The organism is Patescibacteria group bacterium (genome assembly GCA_028715115.1).
Classification (GTDB): domain Bacteria; phylum Patescibacteriota; class Patescibacteriia; order UBA2591; family UBA4787; genus JAQUSN01.
Genome location: JAQUSN010000002.1, coordinates 204,000 through 225,096 on the forward strand (window position 1 = coordinate 204,000; position 21,097 = coordinate 225,096).

Genomic DNA, 21,097 nt, shown 5'->3' on the forward strand with positions numbered 1-21,097 from the left:
TTGCGCGCCTAAAGCAATATTAACCTTACCCTTGTCTGGATTAATAGGCGACGTTTTGATTCTTATATTACCTTTATAGTCGCCAAAAGATGCGTCATTGGGAACTTTCACAATTACAATGATTGGAATTTGCTCTTTGCCGACTGGCAAAATAAAATTATTTCCCTTATCAACGGATATCCAGTCTTCGGCGCCCGGCACATTGATCGAAACTTCGGCATTTAAAGCTTCGGGCGCTTCACCTCTAATCAATAAGATGTCTGCTTTATAGGTGGAACCTCGAAGTAAGTTGTCATTATTAACATAAGGCGGGGCTATACCAAAACCAGCATGAACAACATTTACGTTAATCAATAAACACGAAATAACAAATGTTAGTAATAGTAATTTTTTAATCATGTTGCCGATAAATCCAGGATTAAACTAAACCAAAATTATTACCAGTCCACTGATTCGCCGGTTTTAGCAGTAATGGTATTACTACCGGTATATTCATCACTCGCCTGACCTGAAGGCACTCTTAATTTCCAATAAGTATTATCAGTAGCCGGAGTACCGGTAATCGTAGTTTTTGGGCAATTGTTTTCGGCTTCGGTCGGAGTATCAGATAAAGCTACGCCGCCACCGCTATCCCAGTCAAAATCTTGAGTAGTTAAATGATATTTTTGCTGACCAATGTCAATATCATCGCTGTCGGCACAGGTTGGATAATCGTTACAAAGCTTCGTGCCAGACAAATTTTCATCCAAACCAACGTTGCCAGTGGCTTCAATGGTAGTAGCTTGGCCGGCGCTAGTACCGCCAGGGGCCAAGGTTGAGTATCCAATCGTAGTGGTATGCAAATCCATGCTTAAAAACATGTCCATTTCATTACCATCATCGTCTTCAGTTAAGCTTGAGCTGGCTGAATTATCGTCGGTTGCCTGAACTGCTGCATACCATTCATCATTTGGATATTGGCTATCAGCCACGGTCGGGTCAACGTGATATTGCAACGGGAAAGTACAGCGCCATTCAATGGTTGAATCACCTGAGCCGCCGCAAGTGCCAACTTTAACACAACTTGGATTCCAAGAAGCATAAGCATCGGGATAACAATGGTTAGCATTATATTCACCGCTAATGTCGCAAGAAGTCGGACCCGGATTACTCGGAGCAGTTCCGCGGTAAATATTAACAATAGCTGAAGTAATTTCATCGCCAGAAGAAACGTTAAGGCAGCTGTTCATGTCGGTTACGACAAAGTTAACGTAAAAACCAGAAGTCTCAGCTTGCTCTGTTTTGGGAATTAAATTACCGCTACCATCACTGTCAGTTAATGCAATTGAAGAAGCGGTAATTGACGGCGAAACATTATTGACAACAAGGGTGGAATTAGTTCCTTGCGCGCCACCGGTTGAAGAAACAAATCCGTGATCGTCAACAATATAGCCATAAGAATCCCAATTTTTATCTTGAAAAATATTATCACTATCATCGTATTGACAACTCGGATTAGAAGCACCGGCTGAACTGTGGCACCACTCTCCCCCATTACAAGTTGCCGGCGCAGTAAAAGAATTTGTTTTACAAACATATAGCGTAACCGTGCTACTGGTGTCAGAATCGCTGGCCGTGGTAGAAAAAGTTACCACACCGTCGGGATTAATCGGCGAGTTATCGCTAAACAAACTAAACGACGGATCATGATTGGTGTCAAACGGCGAACCAGAATTGCCAGTTCCTTGATTACCAGTGGCCGTACAACCGGTCGCATCGCAACCATAAGCGTACCAAATATTAGAACTACCATCGCTATCTTGGGTAGTATAAGCGCAAGAATTCTGCGTGCCAGAATTGACAGCGCTAACCGAAACGCACCAACGGTCAGAAGCGCCGCCATCACAATCAGTGCCAGAGGTGCCGTCGGTTTTACAGACTAATAATTTCCATTGATCACTATTGCCATCAGTAGCCGTACCATAAAAAGTAACGGTTGAGCCTTCGTTGGTTGGCGAACTGGAATAGGAAGCCGGATTTTCGCACGGATACGAGCCGCCACAGGTGGCGTCAGAGGTAAAGGCCGGAAGAGCATTACCGATATATTTACCAATCACTACGTCGGTATAAGGAGGTAAATTTTTGTTTGTTCCATCCTGAATAGTAACAGTTACTGAATGGCTGTGAGAAGTAATACCGGATGCTCCAGAACCTGTTGCGGTGGTCTCGGTATTAGTGCCAGAAGTTGTAATAATTTGACTATGAGAATGGATAGTGCTTCCAGTGCTATTATTACCATAAGTGCCTGTTACTTTAATATATTTAGTAGCAAAATCATCACTCCCGTCAGATTTAATGTCCCATTCTAAGCCAGGATCGCCATCAAACATCACAATCATTCCTGTAACCAAAGGACCATTACTACTTGTTTTTTGTCCTAAATAAACATTTTGTGATAATGGCTCAATGTTTGGTGTGTCGGTTGTATACACGCTAAGAGTGTGGGTATGAGTATCGGTAGAAATTAATGATCCATTTTGATTAGCTTTTATAAAACCGCCGACGGCCTCGAGGGTGCCAGAGATAAGGTGACCTGTTGGGCTACCTGAGGCATGGGTGTTGCTGCCAGCAGACCCGCCGGGCGTAGTATTACCGCGAATAAAATAAGTGCCAAAAGTGGAGGAATAATCGCTCCAACCAGCTGGCGGGGCAGCGTCAAAAATAGTAATGGTATTTTGCGGAATAGCTGTCGAACCACTAGGAATACCGCCAGCCGAAAGTTTGATCACACAAAGATCCTTGTATAAGGGCAAACTATTAGAAACATTAACACTGTTTATTGTAACGCTGTGAGTATGATTATAATCAGGATAAGAACCTCCACCACCAGATTTAGTCGTAGAGTTGTTTGATTTATCTGAAGTGGCGGTGGCCGAATGAGTATGATCCGCCGAACCACCCTCATTGGACCCATAGGTTTCATCACCGCGCGGAAAAGTTGCCGTAAAAGATCCGTCACTCACCAAGGTCCAGCCAGATGGCGGCGCGCCAGCGCCAGAACAACTGCCGCCGCTACCAGCCCAGAAAAGAAGCATATTAGTCGCGTCAGCCGCGATTTGCCACTTTCTAGTTTCAGAAAAAACTAAATTATTACGATCATAAATTTTTAAAGGCCCTAATAAATAAAACTGCGGGCTAATTTTCGGCGCCTGATATTCATAAAAAAGATTGATGGTTTCGTTGGCCGCTATTTTTTTTGACCAAATAATATTTTTAAATCCGTTATTAAATTCAACGTCCATCCCCTCTTGCCCGGTAATCACAAAGTCTTCTGGAACCTGTTCAATAATATTTCCATTAAAATCACTTTTGGCGGTAAGATTAAGGTGCATGACATAAGTGGAATAAAAAGGATTGATTCTGATCGCTCCGACTCTTTCTACCTTAAAGGCCGAAGAATTTTTAACTTCAAAAGTATCGTTGATTTCATAGCCATTATCGAGGTTAACCAATTTCATCTTATATTCACCAGAGCTTTTGGTCGAATAATAGGTAAAATAATCAGGATAATCGGTTACGTTATTAGGACCGCACGTATCGCTATATTGAATTGAGTCGTCTTCGGTAGTAAAAGTTTGCGTGTTTAATTGTGGATCTTGAATTTCTAAGCGCAAATGACCATTGCAAATCGTCCGGCCAGAGTCGGTCAAAACAGCCATTTGCAAATAGGCCTTTTCGTTCGACATATAGATTGACTGATCACTATTGATTGCCAGTACGCCCCACCGAAAATCTATTTCTTTTTGGACAATCTGTCCTTGCTCATTAAGTTGGACAAACAATTTATATAAGCCGGGCTTAAAATTATTTTGTTCACTTTTTAAAACAATGATTTTATTATTATTAACTGTGACGCGATTTTTTTCTTCATGATGGTCCGGATCAATTAAAATTGTCTTTACTTTATCTTGGCCAAAGAGCCCTTTTATTTTATCGAGGATATTTTCTTCGCTAATGCCGGATAAAGTAAATTCCGGATTTTCATTGGCTAAAAAGTTTTTATTGCCCGTTATGCTGATATCAATTTTTGGCGCGATGTCATAATTTAGTTCTAACCAAGCTGAATCAATAAAAATTTTATCTTGAGGCTCTCCTGAATCAGTGGGGTATAAATAAATAAATCTTATTTTAAAATCTTGAAGAAACTGAAAATCGCTTGCCGCCGGCAAAGCATAAAGAAAATAGCCACCATTAGTGGCGTTGGAAATTTCTTGATTTGATTCTAAATTTAATTTACCTGCATTCTGCCATGAATTTTGGTAAAAATAATCAATTTGTATTTGTCCGATATTGGTTGTTTTACCAGCAAAAGAAAACCTTAATTGAAGATTGTTTAGGATTTTATTGGCAAATTGATTGCCTAAATCAAAATTTGATAGTTCTAGGGTTTTTTCTCCGTTTAAAATCGGAGATGTTTCTTCGAGCACCGGCGGTGCTTCCACTACTTCATCTATTATCGGCGAAGTAGAACTGACATTAGCCGGCGTAGATGTGCTGTTCTCGCCAACTATAATTAAATTTTCAGCAATTGGTAGTACTGAATCTGGGATATTAGATTCTTCGGCCACCACAGATGACGGTCTGAAGAAACTAAATAATTTTTTAAAAATCATAGTCAACGGCTGAACATCTGAAGAATCAACGGCATTCGGAGAATTAACCACAAACGGTGAAGCGGAGTTTTCGTTATTAAAATTTTCTAAAGTGGCGACCCCATCCAGATCCTGATTTACCGCCGCTTCTTTATTCTGCCAATCTCCATTAAATGACGAAGGAAAAATATTAATAACATTGCCGAGATTAGAAGTTTTAGAATAACAACTCGCCCATCCGCACAGGACTATGGCGCTAATAATAAATATTTTTAAATAATGCTTTTTAATTATCGACATAATTTATCGTATTCTGACTTTTACTTGGGAAAAATGATTTTGTTGTTCAAGTTATTATTAACTGATTTATTTAATTTTATAAATCTTTTGTTTAAGAATAAAATTATAACCACCAAGATAGCTATTAAACAAATTAAGAATAAAATAATTGACCAAACAGCCGCTTCGGGAAGAACCACCCAGCTGCCTATTTGTATGCCTGTACGAAAAACCCTAAAATCAACCTTGTTGGTAGGTGGACTTTTTTGCTCATTTAAAGACGCGATGGCCATGGCAGTATAATTGCCAACTGGCAACATTTCTTTATAAACCAAAGTCCAATCTCCCGAATCGCCAGTATGAGTTGTGGCGGTAAATTGTTTGCCAGTTTCGTGATTAAAAAATAATGTGACTTCTGTTTGCGGAATACTAGTGCCTTCAAAAACCAAAGTATCAGGATAAGAAGAAAAAAGTATTGCCTTGGTATAGCGAACTATTTTAGGCGCCGGTAAAGCGTTAATAATAAAGTTTTCTATTTTCTCGGCGCAGTTTAAGGCTTGATCGCATAATCTAATAGTAGCAATGTGGCTTCCTGAGTTTTGCGGTGGAACCTTATATTCCTGAACATTACTTGATTTAACAAAATCACCACTATCAATTTTTACTTCCAAGGAGCCGATTCCAGACAACTGATCCTGACCAGTAACCTTAATGGTTGGGTCTGGCTGATAATATTCTCGTTGGGGCAAAAACTCAACACTTAAAATAACCGGCAAACCAGTATCGACTTGAACTTTATAGTGAAAAACCTTAGACCATTGGCCGTTTAATTTTGATTTTATGTGAAAATACCAAACGTCATCTTTGATATCCTTATAGGAAACGGATGTGCTCAAGCCTTCGCCGGTATTATCTGGCGTGGTCTCGCTATTTTTATCTAAAACATAACTGAAATCTGTAATTCCCTGTTGCCATACCCAGCTGAGCGACAAATTTTTAAGATTATACCATTTTTGTTGATCTGGGTGCGTCGTAGAAGAAATTTTTAATTGCAAACCAGCCGGAGGAGTAATATTTTTTTCGGGAACCGGCTTGGGCAAACCAGAATCATATATGGTCAAATTAGCGCTCCCGCTACTAGACAAAATATTAGTTCCTTCCCCGTCGTTGGCTAAAACTTGAGCAGATGAAATTCTTAAATATGCAGAACCGGCCGTCTTGGCTCTGAAGTTAATGGTCAAAACTCTGCCGGTGCCTGTATAGCCAGGATTTGGTATGCCGCCAGAAAACGAGACTGTATCGGTAGAATTTGAAAACTTCGGTTCATCAAACCAAAAAGAAACGATACTGCCGTCCTTAGAAATTGATGTTACTTCTAAATTGTTGGAAAAATTCAAATCGCCCTGAACTAAATTAATCGCTTGTGTCTTACTCTCTACGGCCAATCTTATAGAAAATGTTTTTCCAATTTCATAAGACCCGCTGGCTGGAGTAAAATATAATTTTGCCTGTGGTCCTTGAGCGTTAGCAATGATAAACGCACCAAAAATAAATATAGATGCGCCAAAAAGAAACGCTATTTTATACGTTTTCCGGGAAAAACACTGTATAATATTCATCATTAATATTATAACACTATCTATGTTTAAGGGTCAAGCAATTCTCTTCTTCTCTGTGATATAAAAGCCCAAATATTTCCCAAGCATCAGTCTGGTTATGGCCTCGGTGGCTGGAATCGAGCCAAATATCAACATAGTAATAGGAAATAATAGCCACTGTAAAATCATAAATAAATATTTATATGATTTATGATGCGACGGCCGCGGCGGCAAAAGAATAGTGCTAAAAACAGCCGACGTAATCATGCCGACCAAGGCAACATTCATCAGCCACTCTAAAATAAACGGAGCATTTAAGACGATGCTGTCAGAAATATTATGCAACTTGGCCACCCAAATCGGTAGGGACCCCAACATTAAAATTAAAATCGAAACCGTGGCCCAAGAAATTGACCCTTCAAACTGACTAAAGAAAGGTAAAATCTTTTTTTGCCACGGCATTTTTTTGTTTTTACCAAAATTTTCTATCATCCATGGAACATTTTCTATCCCATATCCCCAACGTCTCATTTGTTTGTATTGGCTAACCATGGATTTCCAAAAACTTCCACTATAAACCGTATCCATCGAAACCGGCATGTACAAAGGAACAACTTTATAATTACCATTATAATAATTTAAACACATCAAAGAAGTTCTTGAATCTTCGCTGACCATATCCTTGGGCCAAAAGCCAACATCAACCAGCGCTTTAAACGGCATACTGTGAGATGCAAAAGTAAAATTGATATTTGGTTTTGCTAATTCAGTAAAAAGCCAAAAGGTCGTTCCGCGCGCTACCACCCTGGTTAATGCCGGTGAATCCCAGATATTGTTATTATAAATAGCGATAGGCTGATAACTGGTGTGCGTCGGATCTGGATCGGTCAAATACCGATAAGTTAAATAACTAAAATATTCTTTGTGCACTGATGTGTCAACGTCAAAACAGGAAACGATAATATTCTCATATGGAATTCCAATTTCATCAATTATTTTTTTAACCTGATGACCGGCCCAATTAGTATTCGAACCCTTGCCCGGTATTTCATCGGGCAAGTCTTTTGGATGTGTAGTAATCAATAATTTAAAAAACTTATCGCCATATTTTTCGCCAATAGCCTTGGCTACCGGTTCGAAAATATGTTTTTTCCTTTCTTCGCCGGTTAAAACGACTATGAATTTTTCCTTAGGATAATTAGTCTTTAAGAGTGATTCAAAGCCTTGTTTAACCACATCAAGACCTTCAACACTAGATGGCAGCATTATCAAATGATAAATCTTCTCCCAACCGGGCAATTCCAGGGTTAATTTATCAAACCAATTTATCTTAGTGGTTATTTTAAATCGATGCCAAGAAATTAATAAGAATATCAACAAATATATAATCCTTAAAACCCAATATAAATCATAAATAATAATCCAATATATTGCCCAGATGGGCTTTACAAATGAAAGAATAATGGCTCCCAAGAAAATAAACCAAATAACAAAGCCGGGGATCATTTCGTAAAATCTATATCGAGCTGTTTTCATTTTAGGGATTTTAATAAATTATTTAATGACATTGAATTAACGACGTCTTTTTTCTCTATCCAGCCGCGGCGCGCTATGGCTACGCCAAATTTTATGTTTTGTAATTCAGATATATAATGCGAATCAGTAGAGATGGCAAATTTAACGCCAAAGCTTTTGGCCGTGCGAGCGTTTACATCGTTTAAATCTAACCTATTCCACTGTGAATTAATTTCTAAAATAGTTTTATTTTTTTTCGCTTCACGATAAATTTCTTCCAAATCTACATTAATCGGTTCGCGCCGATTAATTAACCTCGTGGTAGGATGAGCAATAATATCGACGTTAACGTTTCTGACAGCATTAACAATTCTCTTCGTCATTTCCGCCCTTGGTTGTTTAAAATAACTGTGCACCGAAGCCACAACTACGTCTAGCATAGACAAAACCTTATCAGGCAAACTCAATGATCCATCTTTGTGAATGTCAATTTCAATTCCCGATAAAATTTTAAAATCTTTGAGAGACTTATTCGCTTTTTTTATTTCTTTCAATTGCTTTATCACTCTGTCTGCCGTTAAACCGTGCGTAATGCCTATGGTCGCATCATGATCGGTGATGGCAATATATTTATAACCAAATTTTTTGGCCGCTTGCGCCATCTCTAAAATAGTTTGCGCTCCCTCTGACCAAATTGAATGAACATGTAAATCTCCTTTAATATCTTTTTGAGTTATTAATTTTGGCAAAGCGCTTTTTCTGGCCGCTTCGATTTCACCGGTATTTTCCCTTATTTCCGGAGGAATCCAGGGTAAATCAATGGCCTTAAAAACATCCATTTCTTCGCGACCGCCAATTTTTCGCCCCCCGCGTTTATAAATTCCATATTCGTTAATTTTTAAGCCCTTACTAATACCAATTTTTCTAGTAGCAATATTATGAGCTTTTGAACCGGTAAAATAATATAATGCCGCGCCGAACGAATCTGGCTCGACCACCCTAAGGTCTGCTTCCAATCCTCTCTTTAAAAAAACATTGGCCTTGGTTGGTCCGGAAGAGAGAATGTTTTTGACTTCCGGCAATTGGCAAAAGAAGTTGATGGCCTGCTGTGGCCTTTTGCTGGTAGCCAAAAAATCTAAATCGCCCACCGTTTCTTTGCTGCGCCGAAAACTGCCGGCGATTTCTGCCCTATCGATAATGTAATTTTTTTTAAGTTCATGAAGTATTTTTTGAACTAAATCATCAACTTGGCCTAAGGGTAATCGCTGGGAAAATTTTTCATACAGACCCAAGCCCTCTTTTATATTATTGACTGTTTTCTCGCCCCAGCCCCTTTGGCTTTCCAATTTATGACTATTTAATAACTTTTTAAGGTCAGATATAGATTTAACTTTGAATTTTTTATAAATGAATTTTACTTTTTTGGGGCCAAGTCCGTTTATTCGCAACAGCTCAACTAAACCGCGCGGCAGGCTGTTTATAATTCTATCCAGTTCCACTGAATGGCCTTTTGTAATTAAATCTTTAATATGTTGAGCGATTTTTTCGCCGATCCCGGGAATTTCTTTTAATTTATCGTCTTGATAAATATCTTTGATGTCTTGTGGTAAAGATTCGATAGATAAAGCAGCTTGCCGATAAGCATTAGCTCTAAAAGGATTAGCGTTTTTTAATTCTAAAACGTCGGCAATTTCATTAAAAATTTTTGCTATTTCAATATTGTCCATAGTAATACGTTCTATTATACATAGAAACTACTTATATAACAAGTTTGTTTTAATTATAATTCATCATTATTAAGCATTTCTTGAAGATGCGAGAGGTTGACAAAAATTAATAAAATGATAATATATATTTATCTGGAGGTTGAAGAATGAACAGAAAGATGAGTCCCTTGGAGTTTCTCGCGGAGATTCTTGACACCATCAGAAACGTGATCGTTTTGGCTATAACAGCAGCTGGACTACTCTTCAATGTGGGCTGTTAGTCCAGGCCAAAGGGCGGGTGTTCTCAACCCGCCCTGTTGTTTTATCTAAATATAAAAAGGCCTCTTCGTATGGCCTCTTTATATAGAAACAACTTACTTAGATGTATGCTCTATTTTTAATTTTCTTTTAACCACCGCCTGCGCCGCGGCAATTCTGGCAATCGGTACGCGATATGGAGAACAGCTGACATAATTCATACCTGCTTCATAACAAAACCCTATGCTAGCTGAATCGCCCCCATGCTCGCCACAAATTCCAATTTTTAAACCTTTCTTTACGCTTCGTCCCTTATTAATGCCAATTTTTACCAATTGCCCTATTCCCTCCTGATCTAAAGATTGAAACGGATCGGCTGCAATAATTTTTTTATTTAAATAAACCTTTATAAACTTACCTGAATCGTCGCGTGAAAAACCCATCCCCATTTGCGTTAAATCATTAGTACCAAAAGAGAAAAAATCCGCTTCTTGGGCAATTTGATCGGCTGTTACCGCGGCTCGCGGGACTTCAATCATGGTGCCAACCAAATATTCAATCTTAGTTTTATATTGCTTCATAACTTCGGCGGCGATTTTTTTAACCACGTCTTTTTGATTTTTAAGCTCGTTAACATTACCGACCAATGGAATCATTATTTCCGGAACAACCTTAATATTTTCTTTTTTTAATTCACAGGCTGCAGAAATAATAGCCCGAACTTGCATCTCGGTAATTTCCGGGTAGGTGATGCCGAGCCGGCAGCCGCGATGACCAAGCATCGGATTAAATTCGTGAAGCTCTTGCGCCTTTGCCCAAATCTTTTCTTCGGAAATTTTTATTTTTTCCGATAACTCTTTGGCTTCTTTTTGATCCTTTGGCAAAAATTCATGAAGCGGCGGATCAAGGGTGCGAACCGTCACCGGATAACCTCTCATCTCTTTGAATAATTCCTTGAAATCTTCTTTTTGAAATGGCAATAATTTATTTAAAGCCGCTCGTCTGGTTTCTTCGGTATCGGCAATAATCATCTCCTGTATGTACGGCAGTCTATCTTTGTCAAAAAACATATGTTCGGTTCGGCAGAGCCCAATGCCTTCAGCGCCAAATATTCGCGCCATTTTAGCATCGCGCGGCATATCGGCATTGGCTCGTACCTTTAATTGCTTAATTTCATCAACCCATTTCATTAATTGACCAAATTCTCCGCTTAAAGTTGGTTGCACAGTAGCCACTTTTCCCAAAATAATTTGACCGGTATTGCCATCAAGCGTCAGCCAATCACCTTCATTAACGATATTTTTACCTAAATGAAATTTTTTATTTTTTTCATCGACTTTCAGTTCTTCACAACCCACCACGCAACAACGGCCCATGCCCCTGGCCACTACGGCCGCATGACTGGTCATACCGCCTCTGGCGGTTAACACTCCTTGCGCCACTTCCATACCGTGAATATCATCGGGGCAAGTTTCGGTACGCACCAAAATTACCGGTTTATCTACGCCTAAGGCTGTTGCCTCTTCGGAACTAAACACAACATGACCGACTGCCGCCCCTGGTGAAGCCGGCAAACCTCGTCCAATAGCTTGCGATTTAATTTTTGGATCTAAGATTGGATGTAATAATTGATTAATTTGCTCCGGCTCAACGCGTAAAATAGCCACCTCTTTGGAAATCATTTTTTCTTTTACCATATCAACGGCATTTTTTATGGCCGCTCGCGCTGTTCTTTTACCAGTACGAGTTTGTAGAATATACAGTTTATTTTTTTCTACCGTAAATTCAAAGTCCTGCACGTCTTTATAATGTTTTTCTAAACGCTTAGTAATTGTTTTTAGTTGCCTATATACCAGCGGCATATCTTTGGCTAAACTGGCGATTGGCTGTGGCGTTCTAACTCCCGCCACCACATCTTCGCCCTGGGCATTAATTAAATATTCTCCATAAAATTGATTTTCGCCCGTAGCCGGATTTCTTGTAAAACCGACGCCGGTTGCGCAATCGTTGCCCATATTTCCAAAAACCATAACCTGAATATTAACGGCCGTTCCTAAATCATCGGATATTTTATTTAAACGGCGATAAGTCTGCGCCCGAGGATTGTTCCAACTTTTAAATACGGCATCGCGCGCCATTTTTAATTGCTGATACGCATCGACCGGTAAATCATGTTTAGTAATTTCTCTGATTAATTTTTTATACTGACTGATTATCTCTTTTAAATCATCTTCCCTTAAATCAAAGTCGTATTTAATATTCCTTTTTTCTTTTATTTCTGTAAGGATTTCTTCGAATTGTTCTTTGGCTATTCCCAAAACCACATTACCGAACATTTGAATAAACCGGCGATAAGTATCATAAACAAATCGAGGATTTTTCGTGGTTTTGATTAGATTTACCACATTCTCATCATTCAAACCCAAATTCAAAATCGTATCCATCATGCCGGGCATAGAAAATCTAGCGCCACTGCGGACTGAAACCAATAACGGGTTTTTACTATCGCCTAATTTTTTATTAACGCTTTTTTCTATTTTTTTAAGCGCAGATTTTATTTGTTTGTCCAGTTCAGATGGTAATTTATTATTATGATCATAAAAATAATTACAAACCTCGGTAGTAATCGTAAAACCAGGCGGCACCGGTACTCCAGCCTTGGCCATATCAGCTAACCCCGCGCCCTTGCCTCCCAACGTGTCTTTCATTGTTATATTACCTTCAGTTTCACGATCGCCAAAATAATAAACCAATTTCTGCGTTCTTTTTTTTGCCATTTTATAATATATTACTTAATTAATTTCTATAATTTTACTTTTAGTTTTATGACCGATTGCAATAGATATCCTTGATGCTGGAATTTTAAAATATTCGCTTAATAATTTTATAACCGCTTGATTGGCTTTGCCTTGTTTAGCCGGCGCATTGGTAAAAACCACATATTCGCATTCGCCTATTTTCATAACTTCATTTTTTTTCACGCCGGGCTTAACTTTTACCAGTATTTTCATAATCCTAATAAAATAAAAATATATTTTAGTATATATTCCATACTTGTCAATATAATTTTAGAAACGCGCCTCCATTCTTAGTGGCGTTTGCTTCGCGGCCGAAATTGTGGATGATGTTTGTGCCTCCTTTCATGATGACCATTACCATTGTCGCCAGCAATCGTGACCCACCAGATTTTACACTCAGCGCAGCTTCGTGTAATTACAACCTGGTGATTAACACGAACTACCGATTGACACTCGACTCCCGTGTTGAAGCAACGCGGGCAAAGCTTACTGTCTCTTCTGCCGGCATTGGCATATCCCTTATTCGGGAGTCCTGTATGCGTACACACCACTTCTGCAATATCTATGTAGAGTGTAGCCATAGTTATTTTATATTATATAAAATAAAAAATGTCAACAAATACTTGTTAACATTTAAGGTTAAAATAAATATATATTAATCAGTGATATTTATTTGAAATCTTATCAATCAATCGCGTCGTGGAATAGGTTGATTTTTTAATCTCCGAAAATTTTAAAAGCTTCCAAGGACCACGGCCATATTCTTTCGGGCTTTTAGCTTCATCGACGGTCATGGCCACATAATCCGGTTTTAAAAATCTTAATAGCGCCACTGATTCGGCTTTTGAATTTGATTTATCGGCAAAAGTATAATCAACGCCCTTTATACTATCAATCACTAATGTTCTGTCTTTTTGATTATTAATTGGCCTGCTTGATCCTTTTTTAAACTTGGTAAGCTTATCAGATTGCGTTAAAATAATTATTACCTCGGCTCTCTTTCTCAACATCTTAATTAAATATAGATAACCCGGATGCACGATATCAAAGACGCCCTTCTTTATCAAAACCTTTTGGCCGCGAGATTGGTAACGACTAATAATCTTTTTTAATTTTGATTTATTATTGATAATCATTTATTTAGTATAGCATTCTTTGACAAATTTGTAAAAAGCGCTAAAGTATAAATCTATGATCGCTACTCTTATAACTTTTTTAGCCAATATCATTATCCAGGTCATTAGCTCAATCGGTTATGCCGGCATATATTTATTAATGCTGCTCGAAAGCTGCGGATTTTTAATTCCTTCCGAAATAATTATGCCCTTCTCGGGGTTTTTAGTGGCGACGGGGAAATTAAATTTTTGGTTAGTTATTTTTTTGGGAACATTGGGCAATCTTTCCGGTTCGCTTCTCGCCTACTGGATTAGTATTAAGGGTGGACGGCCCTTAGTTGAAAAATTTGGTAAATATATATTAATTTCAAAACACGACCTAGATGTAGCTGACAATTGGTTTAAAAAACGCGGCAAATTAACCGTCTTTATAGGCCGCTGCCTGCCGATTGTTAGAACATACATCTCTTTTCCTGCCGGAGTGGCAAAAATGAATGTTTTTCAGTTTTCGTTCTATACCTTTATCGGCGCAGCTTTATGGTCAATTTTATTTACTTGGTTAGGCGTTAAATTGCAAAATAATTGGGAATTAATTAACGTAAAGCTACATGAGTTTAATCTGATTATTGCGATTTTGGTAGTGCTTTTTATCGCCCTTTATATTTGGCGGCACATCAAACATAATAAATCTTAATAATAAAAAAATATGGACTGAAATTAGTCCATATTTTTATTTTACCTTAAATTTTTTATAGATTCAAAATAAAGATCGCGAAGATTGTGGCGATTAAAATGCGATATATTCCGAAAGCTATAAAATTATTTTTTTGAATAAAACTTAATAAAAACTTTATACTGACAACGGCCACGACAAACGAAACAATAAAGCCTATTAATAAATACCAGATTTGATCGACCAAAAACGCATTCGCGCTTTTATACAGATCCAGGCCTGTCGCAGCCAGCATGGTCGGCACAGCCAATAAAAACGAAAATTCGACAATGGTTTTTCGTTTTAATCCCATGCCTAGGCCGCCGATAATTGTCGCGGCAGAACGGGAAACGCCGGGGATAATAGCGATTGATTGGCAAATACCCAAGGCTATCGCCTGCTTATTAGAAATTTTTTCAATATCTTCAGTCGCTCCTTGTTTTTCGCGATACAAAAATTCGAAAATGATAATAAATATACCACCAATAAAGAGCGCTAAAACAACTACCAAATTATTGCCTAATAAAAATTGCTTAACGATCTTATAAAAAATTAAGCCGATAATCGCCGTGGGAATAAAAGCGATAATGATTTTTTTGAGTACCTGCCAGTTTAATAAAAATTTCTTCCAATACAGCACGACTACGGCCAAAATTGCTCCCAATTGAATGATAATTTCAAAGCTTTTAATGAAATCTGGCTGGCTAATTTTTAAGATATATGAAGCTAAAATCAAATGACCGGTTGATGAAATCGGCAAAAATTCAGTTAGACCTTCAATAAGACCCAAAATGATTGAATGAAATAAATTCATATATAATTAGGTTATCGAGATTATTAAAATTGTCAACTAATATTGACATAAGCGCATAAAATAATATAATTAATATGCCGTATCATTCACCGCAAGCAAGAAAAGGAGCAATGATGTCTGTAACGGCCAAGGCGACCGTTTTTAAGCGCAGAGATACGTCGGTTATGACCGGCTGGCCAACTCGCGTCGTGAGACTTAAGGAGGACGAAACGCCACACGACCAGTCCCTGCACTTGGCGCATATCTGCGAATGCGACGCAGATGACCAGGCCAGAAAAGACGTTCTCTCCTTCTGGCTGCCCGAAAAATCCCTAAGAGAACACTACGAACCCGTGGAGGTGTAAATGCGACCCAGCAACAAGGGCCCTGACCGATAAGTCAGGGCCCCTTATTTTTATTCTCTTATAAATTAAGTCTACTTAGTAAATAATTTTACCAACCAGCCAAATAAGCTAAATTTATTTTCTTGAGTTTTAACAAAATTATTAAGTTGCGTTTGTTCTTGCTCTAAAGTATTAATCTGCTCCTGAATGGTTGTTTTAGTAGCGGTTGAATTAGTACTGTCTATTAGTCTATTTAGTTGATCTAACCTATTTCTAGTCTGAACAATATCACTCCTTAAGGCGCCAAGATTTTTATAATCACTACCGATTAAAAATGTTTTTATTTTATTCCTATCTTGAATTTTCTTAATAGTCGCAGCAGTAGAAGTGACTGAATCGCTTTGCTGCTGTGCGATAATCCTAACCTGCTGACCAATTCCCCCGTTTCTATCGGCGGTTTGTAAAAGATTTTGGACAAAATTTGCCACTGCGCTTCTGTGGGCTTCGGCCGTAATTTGCCCATTGTTTACCACAGGCACAGTCGGAGTGGCTGAGGTTGTCGGGATGGCGCTTCCTGAATTATTAAAAGTCTTTGGATTAATTTTACCCGCGTTATTATTCTGATTTTGCGATACGGCAAAACTTATATTAGATACCGAGAAGAAAACAAAAAACGCCGCTAAAATTAATAGAATCGGTAGTTTTCTTACTTTATTCATATGATTTTTATTACAAATTAACTATATATATTATATAATAAAAATAAATACAATGTAAGATATCAAAAGTGGATAAAATTTCATTGATTTTTAAATAATTTATCCCTCCCAGGCAGGGGGATGCTTTCTTACATTCCCGCCTTCATTTTTAATTGCTATGTTGACAAAAGGGTAAAAATATGCTATATTTATATCATAACCAAGGAGGCCTATAAATGTTCGGATTCGGAAGCATCGGCGAATTGCTCAATGACCCCGCTGGTCCGATCTACTGCGGATTCATCCTGCTGGGTATAACGGTGATACTGGCAATCCCGGGACTGTTCATAGCGGCAATGCTGGACACAAGACGGGCGAAGAAAGAAGAAGAGGCAAAGGGTAGAGCCTCTTAAACCAACCACGGAGGACTTGTTCTAGGTCCACCTCAACAGGTCGGTTCTGTAAAGGAGCCACTCGTAGGTGGGCCTTTGCTTTTATACAAAAAGACGAGATTGTTCTCGCCTTGTTTTTTATATAAAAAGACGAGTGTTCTTGCTCGTCTTTTTATATCTTTAAAATCTCTCTATTAATCTGCCTTATTCTCTGTTGTTATTAATGCTACTTTTGGGCTTGAACCATACTTATTATCGCCAGGTTGACTATTTTTTAAAGCAAAGATAGCTAAAATAATAGCTCCGATAAAAGGAATCAAGCCAAGAAGCAGCCACCAACCGCTAAAATTAATATCATGAAGCCTGCGCGCACCCACCGCTAAACTCGGCGTTAACACTGCTAAACCATACAAAAGATTAATTATTCTATCTTTATCGCCTATTATAGCTGCGATGATGCCGAGCAAAACACCGATAATAAAATTCCACAGAACAAAATTCCAATACTCCTTTCTGCTCGCGCGACCGCTAAAACCCAGATAATTCCTAATGACCATTAGGTAATATTTCATAAATTTTTATTTTTACAGATTAAGATATTTTATTATTTTCTAAAACCATGAATAATGTTTTGCCAAACGGGAGCTAGTCGAGTATTCACAAAACCCGTAACAGTAATATTGCCAATAATTGGTTGTGCTACTGAACCTATGCTGGCGACACCAAATTTACGTAAGAAAGAACTCCAAAGAGAACCAGAGCTGCCGGTCAAACCAGAAATGGGCAATGGCGTAATTTCTGTTGGCGGGGTTGATGGTAAAGGAACAATCTCCTCTGGTATGGTCGGGGTCGGAGTCGGAACTGGCGCTGGGGTTGGAATAACTGGCGGAATAATTACGGGTTGAATAATTTCTTCACCTAAAGTAGTAAAACAATATTCTGGGCTAACAGTTATGGGACTGCGAGAAACAACTCTATAACAATAAACAGTTGAAGGTAATAAATTATATAATGACACTGAATGGAAAAGAACAGCCGGACTAACATTATATTCAGGGGTGGCGTAGACATACCCAAGTTTTGGCGGATTATCTGAAACCTGACTTAAATCAAGAAGATGTGGCTCATTCTCTTGAGAATAAATAATATAGCTTGTTGCCAAAAGATTAGTATACCAAGTAAACGCAGCACTACTTTCTGAACGTGAAACTAGTTTTTCATTATAAATTACTAGTGGCACACCACCACCACCTCCTCCTCCACCTCCTCCGCAAGATTGTGTATTACAAACTAGACTTGAATCACCTTCGCAATTTTTTCCGCCATTAGCCGGCGCAGGATTAGTGCAAGTTCTTGTTTTGGTCCCACCACCGCAACTTACAGAACAAGCACTCCAATCCGACCAACCGCCATCTATTGGCGTGGGCGGCGGAGCTGCCTGGATATCGTTATTAGTAATGGTACAACTTTTGTTGTCACCGATAGCTAAAGTAATAACACCATCAGCATCACAATCTCCGCTAAAAGTTGCCGTATAACCACTCGGGCCTTGTTCAGAAACAAGGTAAGTCCCTACTGGAAAATTATTTGTTTCACCGCTAACAACCTGAGTTTCGCCAACATAAAGAGAAAAGTCGCTAACTTGAGAGGTACCGCCATCGTCATTAATAACCACCTTGGTAACCGTAAGCGCAGCGCAGTCTGGCGAATATGGAGTAATTTTTATTGGTTCATCAGTAAACTTAAATGTAAAAACAGATTTATCTACATGTCTCTCGGCAAAAAATATTTGAATAAGATGAGGGCCAGCGGTTAAATGTACAAATCCGTATTTATGTGTTTCACTATGAACCCCTCCGTTATCTATAGCCAAGACTCCGTCTATATAAACCCAAGAGTCATCATCAGAACCTAAATCATAATAATAGTCAGCTTCTGTTTCGATAGAGGCTACACCAGCCCAAGTCACTCCTAAATGAAAATCATGGCCGTAATAAATTTCTTCTGCTGCCATATCGAAAGGAAAAAAGTTTTTACCAAAATCTACCGAGCTGTCTATTCTTGAAAATCTAAAATAAGATTGATCATACCAATCAGCAGTCCACGGATCCACATAACTCAACGGATCGCCATGCGTCCGGTCGGGCCATTTAGAAGGAGGCAAATTCATGTCCTTGTGGTGAATAGAATAATTAAAATACTCGCCATACCAACCGCTACCAACTATATCTGGACAAGTTAATTGTTCTAATTCACACGTAGCAGAACATCCATCTCCGTTAATATTATTATGGTCATCGCATTCTTCGCCATCATCTTTTACTCCGTCACCACACGTAGACAAAACAGGAGCCAAAGATAATGGAGCTAAAAATAAATTTATTGGACTATCGTCATTAGTAATAGTACAAACCTTTGATTCGCCTGCTTTTAATAATATATTGCCATTTGAGTCGCAATCACCGCTAAAAGTTGCCGTATAACCGCTCGGGCCTTGTTCAGAAACAAGGTAAGTCCCTACTGGAAAATTATTTGTTTCACCGCTAACAACCTGGGTTTCGCCAACATAAAGAGAAAAGTCATCAACCTGAGAAACGCCGCCATCGTCATTAATAACCACTTTTACGATTTTGATTGAAGCTAATTCATTATCAGAATTATTAGGAGCCGATAAAATAACGTCCGTGGATGTAGTAGATGCATTGGAGCTAAAGATATCGGCTAATAATTCTTCGGCTGAAACATAATCAAAAGACATAACCGACGATATCATTATCATTAAACTAATCAGAAAAACTTTACCCTTGTGTTTGTGATTAATGAGTTTTAATAGAATGTTTTTCATAAAAACGTTTTTATTTTACTTGTTTAGATATTAAGATTAAATGCTTAAATTATTTTTTGTATAAATAAAAGATGACCCTAAATAATAAAAGGCTCATTTATTTCTCGGTTCCAAATTATAGTGCAACACCGTCCAGCCTCCGTTTCGATTATAAAAAACCAGGACAAGCGCTGCCTTTTTGTCTACATTTTGTCAGCATTCAAAGCGCTATCTACTGTCATATTTTAAATATTATTAAAATATGATTAACAGAGTATAAAACGCTTCTATTGCTTATAATACAAGAGGACGCTTTAGAGGTCCTCCTGTATATTAAATATATAATTATATCATTAATTGTCAAGGCAGGTTTATCCACAAACACAAATATATGCATTAAAATAAGAGCATTTGCGCATCTATTCAATAATTTACTCTTGACAAAATTATAAAATATGCTAATCTATATTCATTGATCGAGGGTCTAAAAAGGAGCTACATGAAGAAGCTGAAGCCCGATCTTACGTTGATGCACACCCTGTACTGCGCGAGCGGCGACTGATCGCGGACCCGGGCCGGCCCGAACCGGTCGATCCATGGAGGAATAATGAGCGGATTCGTCTAAGAACCAGCCAGGTGCGGGTAAAACCCGCACTAGTCCCACAATTAGGGGATGGTTCGAACCGGCGAATACATCCCTGAAGGAGCGTCCTGTGGCGCTCCTTTTCTTTTATATTATAGCGTGGCTTGACAAAAAACGAAAAAATAAATAATATAAATATGGAGAGTTTATTCTCTTTTTCGCAAAGCACGCAAAACACTGGAGGAACCATGGCAGAAGCAACGATGAGGGTCAACCGCCCATCGCGGTATCAAGACATCGCCGGGATAGCAATCACTATCCTGATTATGATCTTGGTGGCCTCTCCCGGTCTATACCCGATGATCAAGGGAGGACTGGTGATGAGCGCCAAGACCTCGGGATGGTTGACTACCACAATTCTTGTCGCGTCCGTGATCGTAGGTGTGATAGCGATGTTTGTCCTGGCCGAATGGGATGCCCGTTCCAACAGATTCCCTTTCGCCGCCTGGAAGGTCATCCTCTGTACCTACCTCCTCAACTTCATCGTCTCGCTCACTCTCACCTTTGCCGCCGCAAGATCACCGGCTCACATCGTCTGCGCAATCGTCGGTGGTCTCTACGTCGGCGTCGTCGCCTTCGTAATGCTGTGTCTGTGGGCTATAGGCAGCACCGAGGCGGAGCTCTAGTACGCCCTCGGAGAACAAAATAAGTAGGGCTCGCAGAAAGCAAAACCAAATGGGTTTCGCCTACTCGCGAGCCCATTTGATTATTATAAAAAGACGAGATTACTCTCGCTTTCTTTTTTTTTGTTTTTTTGGGGGGCCCGCCTGTTGACGGACGCAACTAAACTA

Annotated in this window: 16 protein-coding genes; 4 read left to right on the forward strand and 12 right to left on the reverse strand. The window is 38.9% G+C overall.

Annotated elements, in window-relative coordinates; genetic code table 11:
• The 8 genes from PHV78_03610 to PHV78_03645 form a co-directional block, all read right to left on the reverse strand.
• The coding region (locus PHV78_03610) for a hypothetical protein (GenBank protein MDD5396311.1) at positions 1–399 on the reverse strand (399 nt) is incomplete at its 3' end.
• A gap of 38 nt (positions 400–437) precedes the next feature.
• The gene (locus tag PHV78_03615) at positions 438–4,931 is read right to left on the reverse strand and encodes a hypothetical protein (GenBank protein MDD5396312.1); all 4,494 of its coding nucleotides are present in this window, start codon (positions 4,929–4,931) and stop codon (positions 438–440) included.
• A gap of 20 nt (positions 4,932–4,951) precedes the next feature.
• Entirely contained in the window at positions 4,952–6,529 is a 1,578-nt protein-coding gene (locus PHV78_03620) for a cohesin domain-containing protein (GenBank protein ID MDD5396313.1), read from the reverse strand.
• Positions 6,530–6,562: 33 nt separating this feature from the next.
• Positions 6,563–8,044, reverse strand: a complete 1,482-nt coding sequence (locus PHV78_03625; protein ID MDD5396314.1) for a glycosyltransferase family 2 protein — start codon at positions 8,042–8,044, stop codon at positions 6,563–6,565.
• Positions 8,041–9,750, reverse strand: a complete 1,710-nt coding sequence (polX, locus tag PHV78_03630; GenBank protein MDD5396315.1) for a DNA polymerase/3'-5' exonuclease PolX — start codon at positions 9,748–9,750, stop codon at positions 8,041–8,043. The genes PHV78_03625 and polX overlap by 4 nt, the downstream gene beginning before the upstream one ends.
• Positions 9,751–10,103: 353 nt before the next feature.
• Positions 10,104–12,764 (reverse strand): pyruvate, phosphate dikinase, encoded by a 2,661-nt coding sequence (gene ppdK / locus PHV78_03635; GenBank protein ID MDD5396316.1) that lies wholly within the window; start codon positions 12,762–12,764, stop codon positions 10,104–10,106.
• A gap of 15 nt (positions 12,765–12,779) precedes the next feature.
• Positions 12,780–12,998 carry a DUF167 domain-containing protein gene (locus PHV78_03640; protein ID MDD5396317.1) on the reverse strand — a complete coding sequence of 73 codons (219 nt, stop codon included), beginning with the start codon at positions 12,996–12,998 and terminating at the stop codon, positions 12,780–12,782.
• Positions 12,999–13,444: 446 nt separating this feature from the next.
• Complete coding sequence (locus PHV78_03645; protein ID MDD5396318.1) at positions 13,445–13,921, reverse strand: hypothetical protein; 477 nt, start codon at positions 13,919–13,921, stop codon at positions 13,445–13,447.
• A gap of 55 nt (positions 13,922–13,976) precedes the next feature.
• On the opposite strand from PHV78_03645, the gene PHV78_03650 reads away from it, so the two are divergent.
• Positions 13,977–14,594, forward strand: coding sequence for a DedA family protein (locus PHV78_03650; GenBank protein MDD5396319.1), 618 nt, complete (start codon positions 13,977–13,979; stop codon positions 14,592–14,594).
• 55 nt (positions 14,595–14,649) lie between these two features.
• On the opposite strand, the gene PHV78_03655 is transcribed toward PHV78_03650, so the two are convergent.
• Positions 14,650–15,426, reverse strand: coding sequence for an undecaprenyl-diphosphate phosphatase (locus PHV78_03655; protein ID MDD5396320.1), 777 nt, complete (start codon positions 15,424–15,426; stop codon positions 14,650–14,652).
• Positions 15,427–15,500: 74 nt separating this feature from the next.
• Here PHV78_03655 and PHV78_03660 point away from each other — a divergent pair, with 74 nt between their 5' ends.
• Complete coding sequence (locus PHV78_03660) at positions 15,501–15,770, forward strand: hypothetical protein (protein MDD5396321.1); 270 nt, start codon at positions 15,501–15,503, stop codon at positions 15,768–15,770.
• 71 nt (positions 15,771–15,841) lie between these two features.
• Here the strand turns inward: PHV78_03660 and PHV78_03665 are convergent, their stop codons facing one another.
• Positions 15,842–16,468 carry a hypothetical protein gene (locus PHV78_03665; protein MDD5396322.1) on the reverse strand — a complete coding sequence of 209 codons (627 nt, stop codon included), beginning with the start codon at positions 16,466–16,468 and terminating at the stop codon, positions 15,842–15,844.
• Positions 16,469–16,683: 215 nt separating this feature from the next.
• Between PHV78_03665 and PHV78_03670 the strand changes: the two genes are divergently transcribed.
• On the forward strand, positions 16,684–16,860 hold the full coding sequence (locus PHV78_03670; protein ID MDD5396323.1) for a hypothetical protein: 177 nt from the start codon (positions 16,684–16,686) through the stop codon (positions 16,858–16,860).
• A 173-nt stretch (positions 16,861–17,033) separates the two neighbouring features.
• Here the strand turns inward: PHV78_03670 and PHV78_03675 are convergent, their stop codons facing one another.
• Positions 17,034–17,411 carry a DUF805 domain-containing protein gene (locus tag PHV78_03675; GenBank protein MDD5396324.1) on the reverse strand — a complete coding sequence of 126 codons (378 nt, stop codon included), beginning with the start codon at positions 17,409–17,411 and terminating at the stop codon, positions 17,034–17,036.
• A 32-nt stretch (positions 17,412–17,443) separates the two neighbouring features.
• Positions 17,444–19,684 carry a hypothetical protein gene (locus tag PHV78_03680; GenBank protein MDD5396325.1) on the reverse strand — a complete coding sequence of 747 codons (2,241 nt, stop codon included), beginning with the start codon at positions 19,682–19,684 and terminating at the stop codon, positions 17,444–17,446.
• Between the two features lie 810 nt (positions 19,685–20,494).
• Here PHV78_03680 and PHV78_03685 point away from each other — a divergent pair.
• Positions 20,495–20,932 carry a hypothetical protein gene (locus PHV78_03685; protein ID MDD5396326.1) on the forward strand — a complete coding sequence of 146 codons (438 nt, stop codon included), beginning with the start codon at positions 20,495–20,497 and terminating at the stop codon, positions 20,930–20,932.
• Positions 20,933–21,097 lie beyond the last annotated feature (165 nt).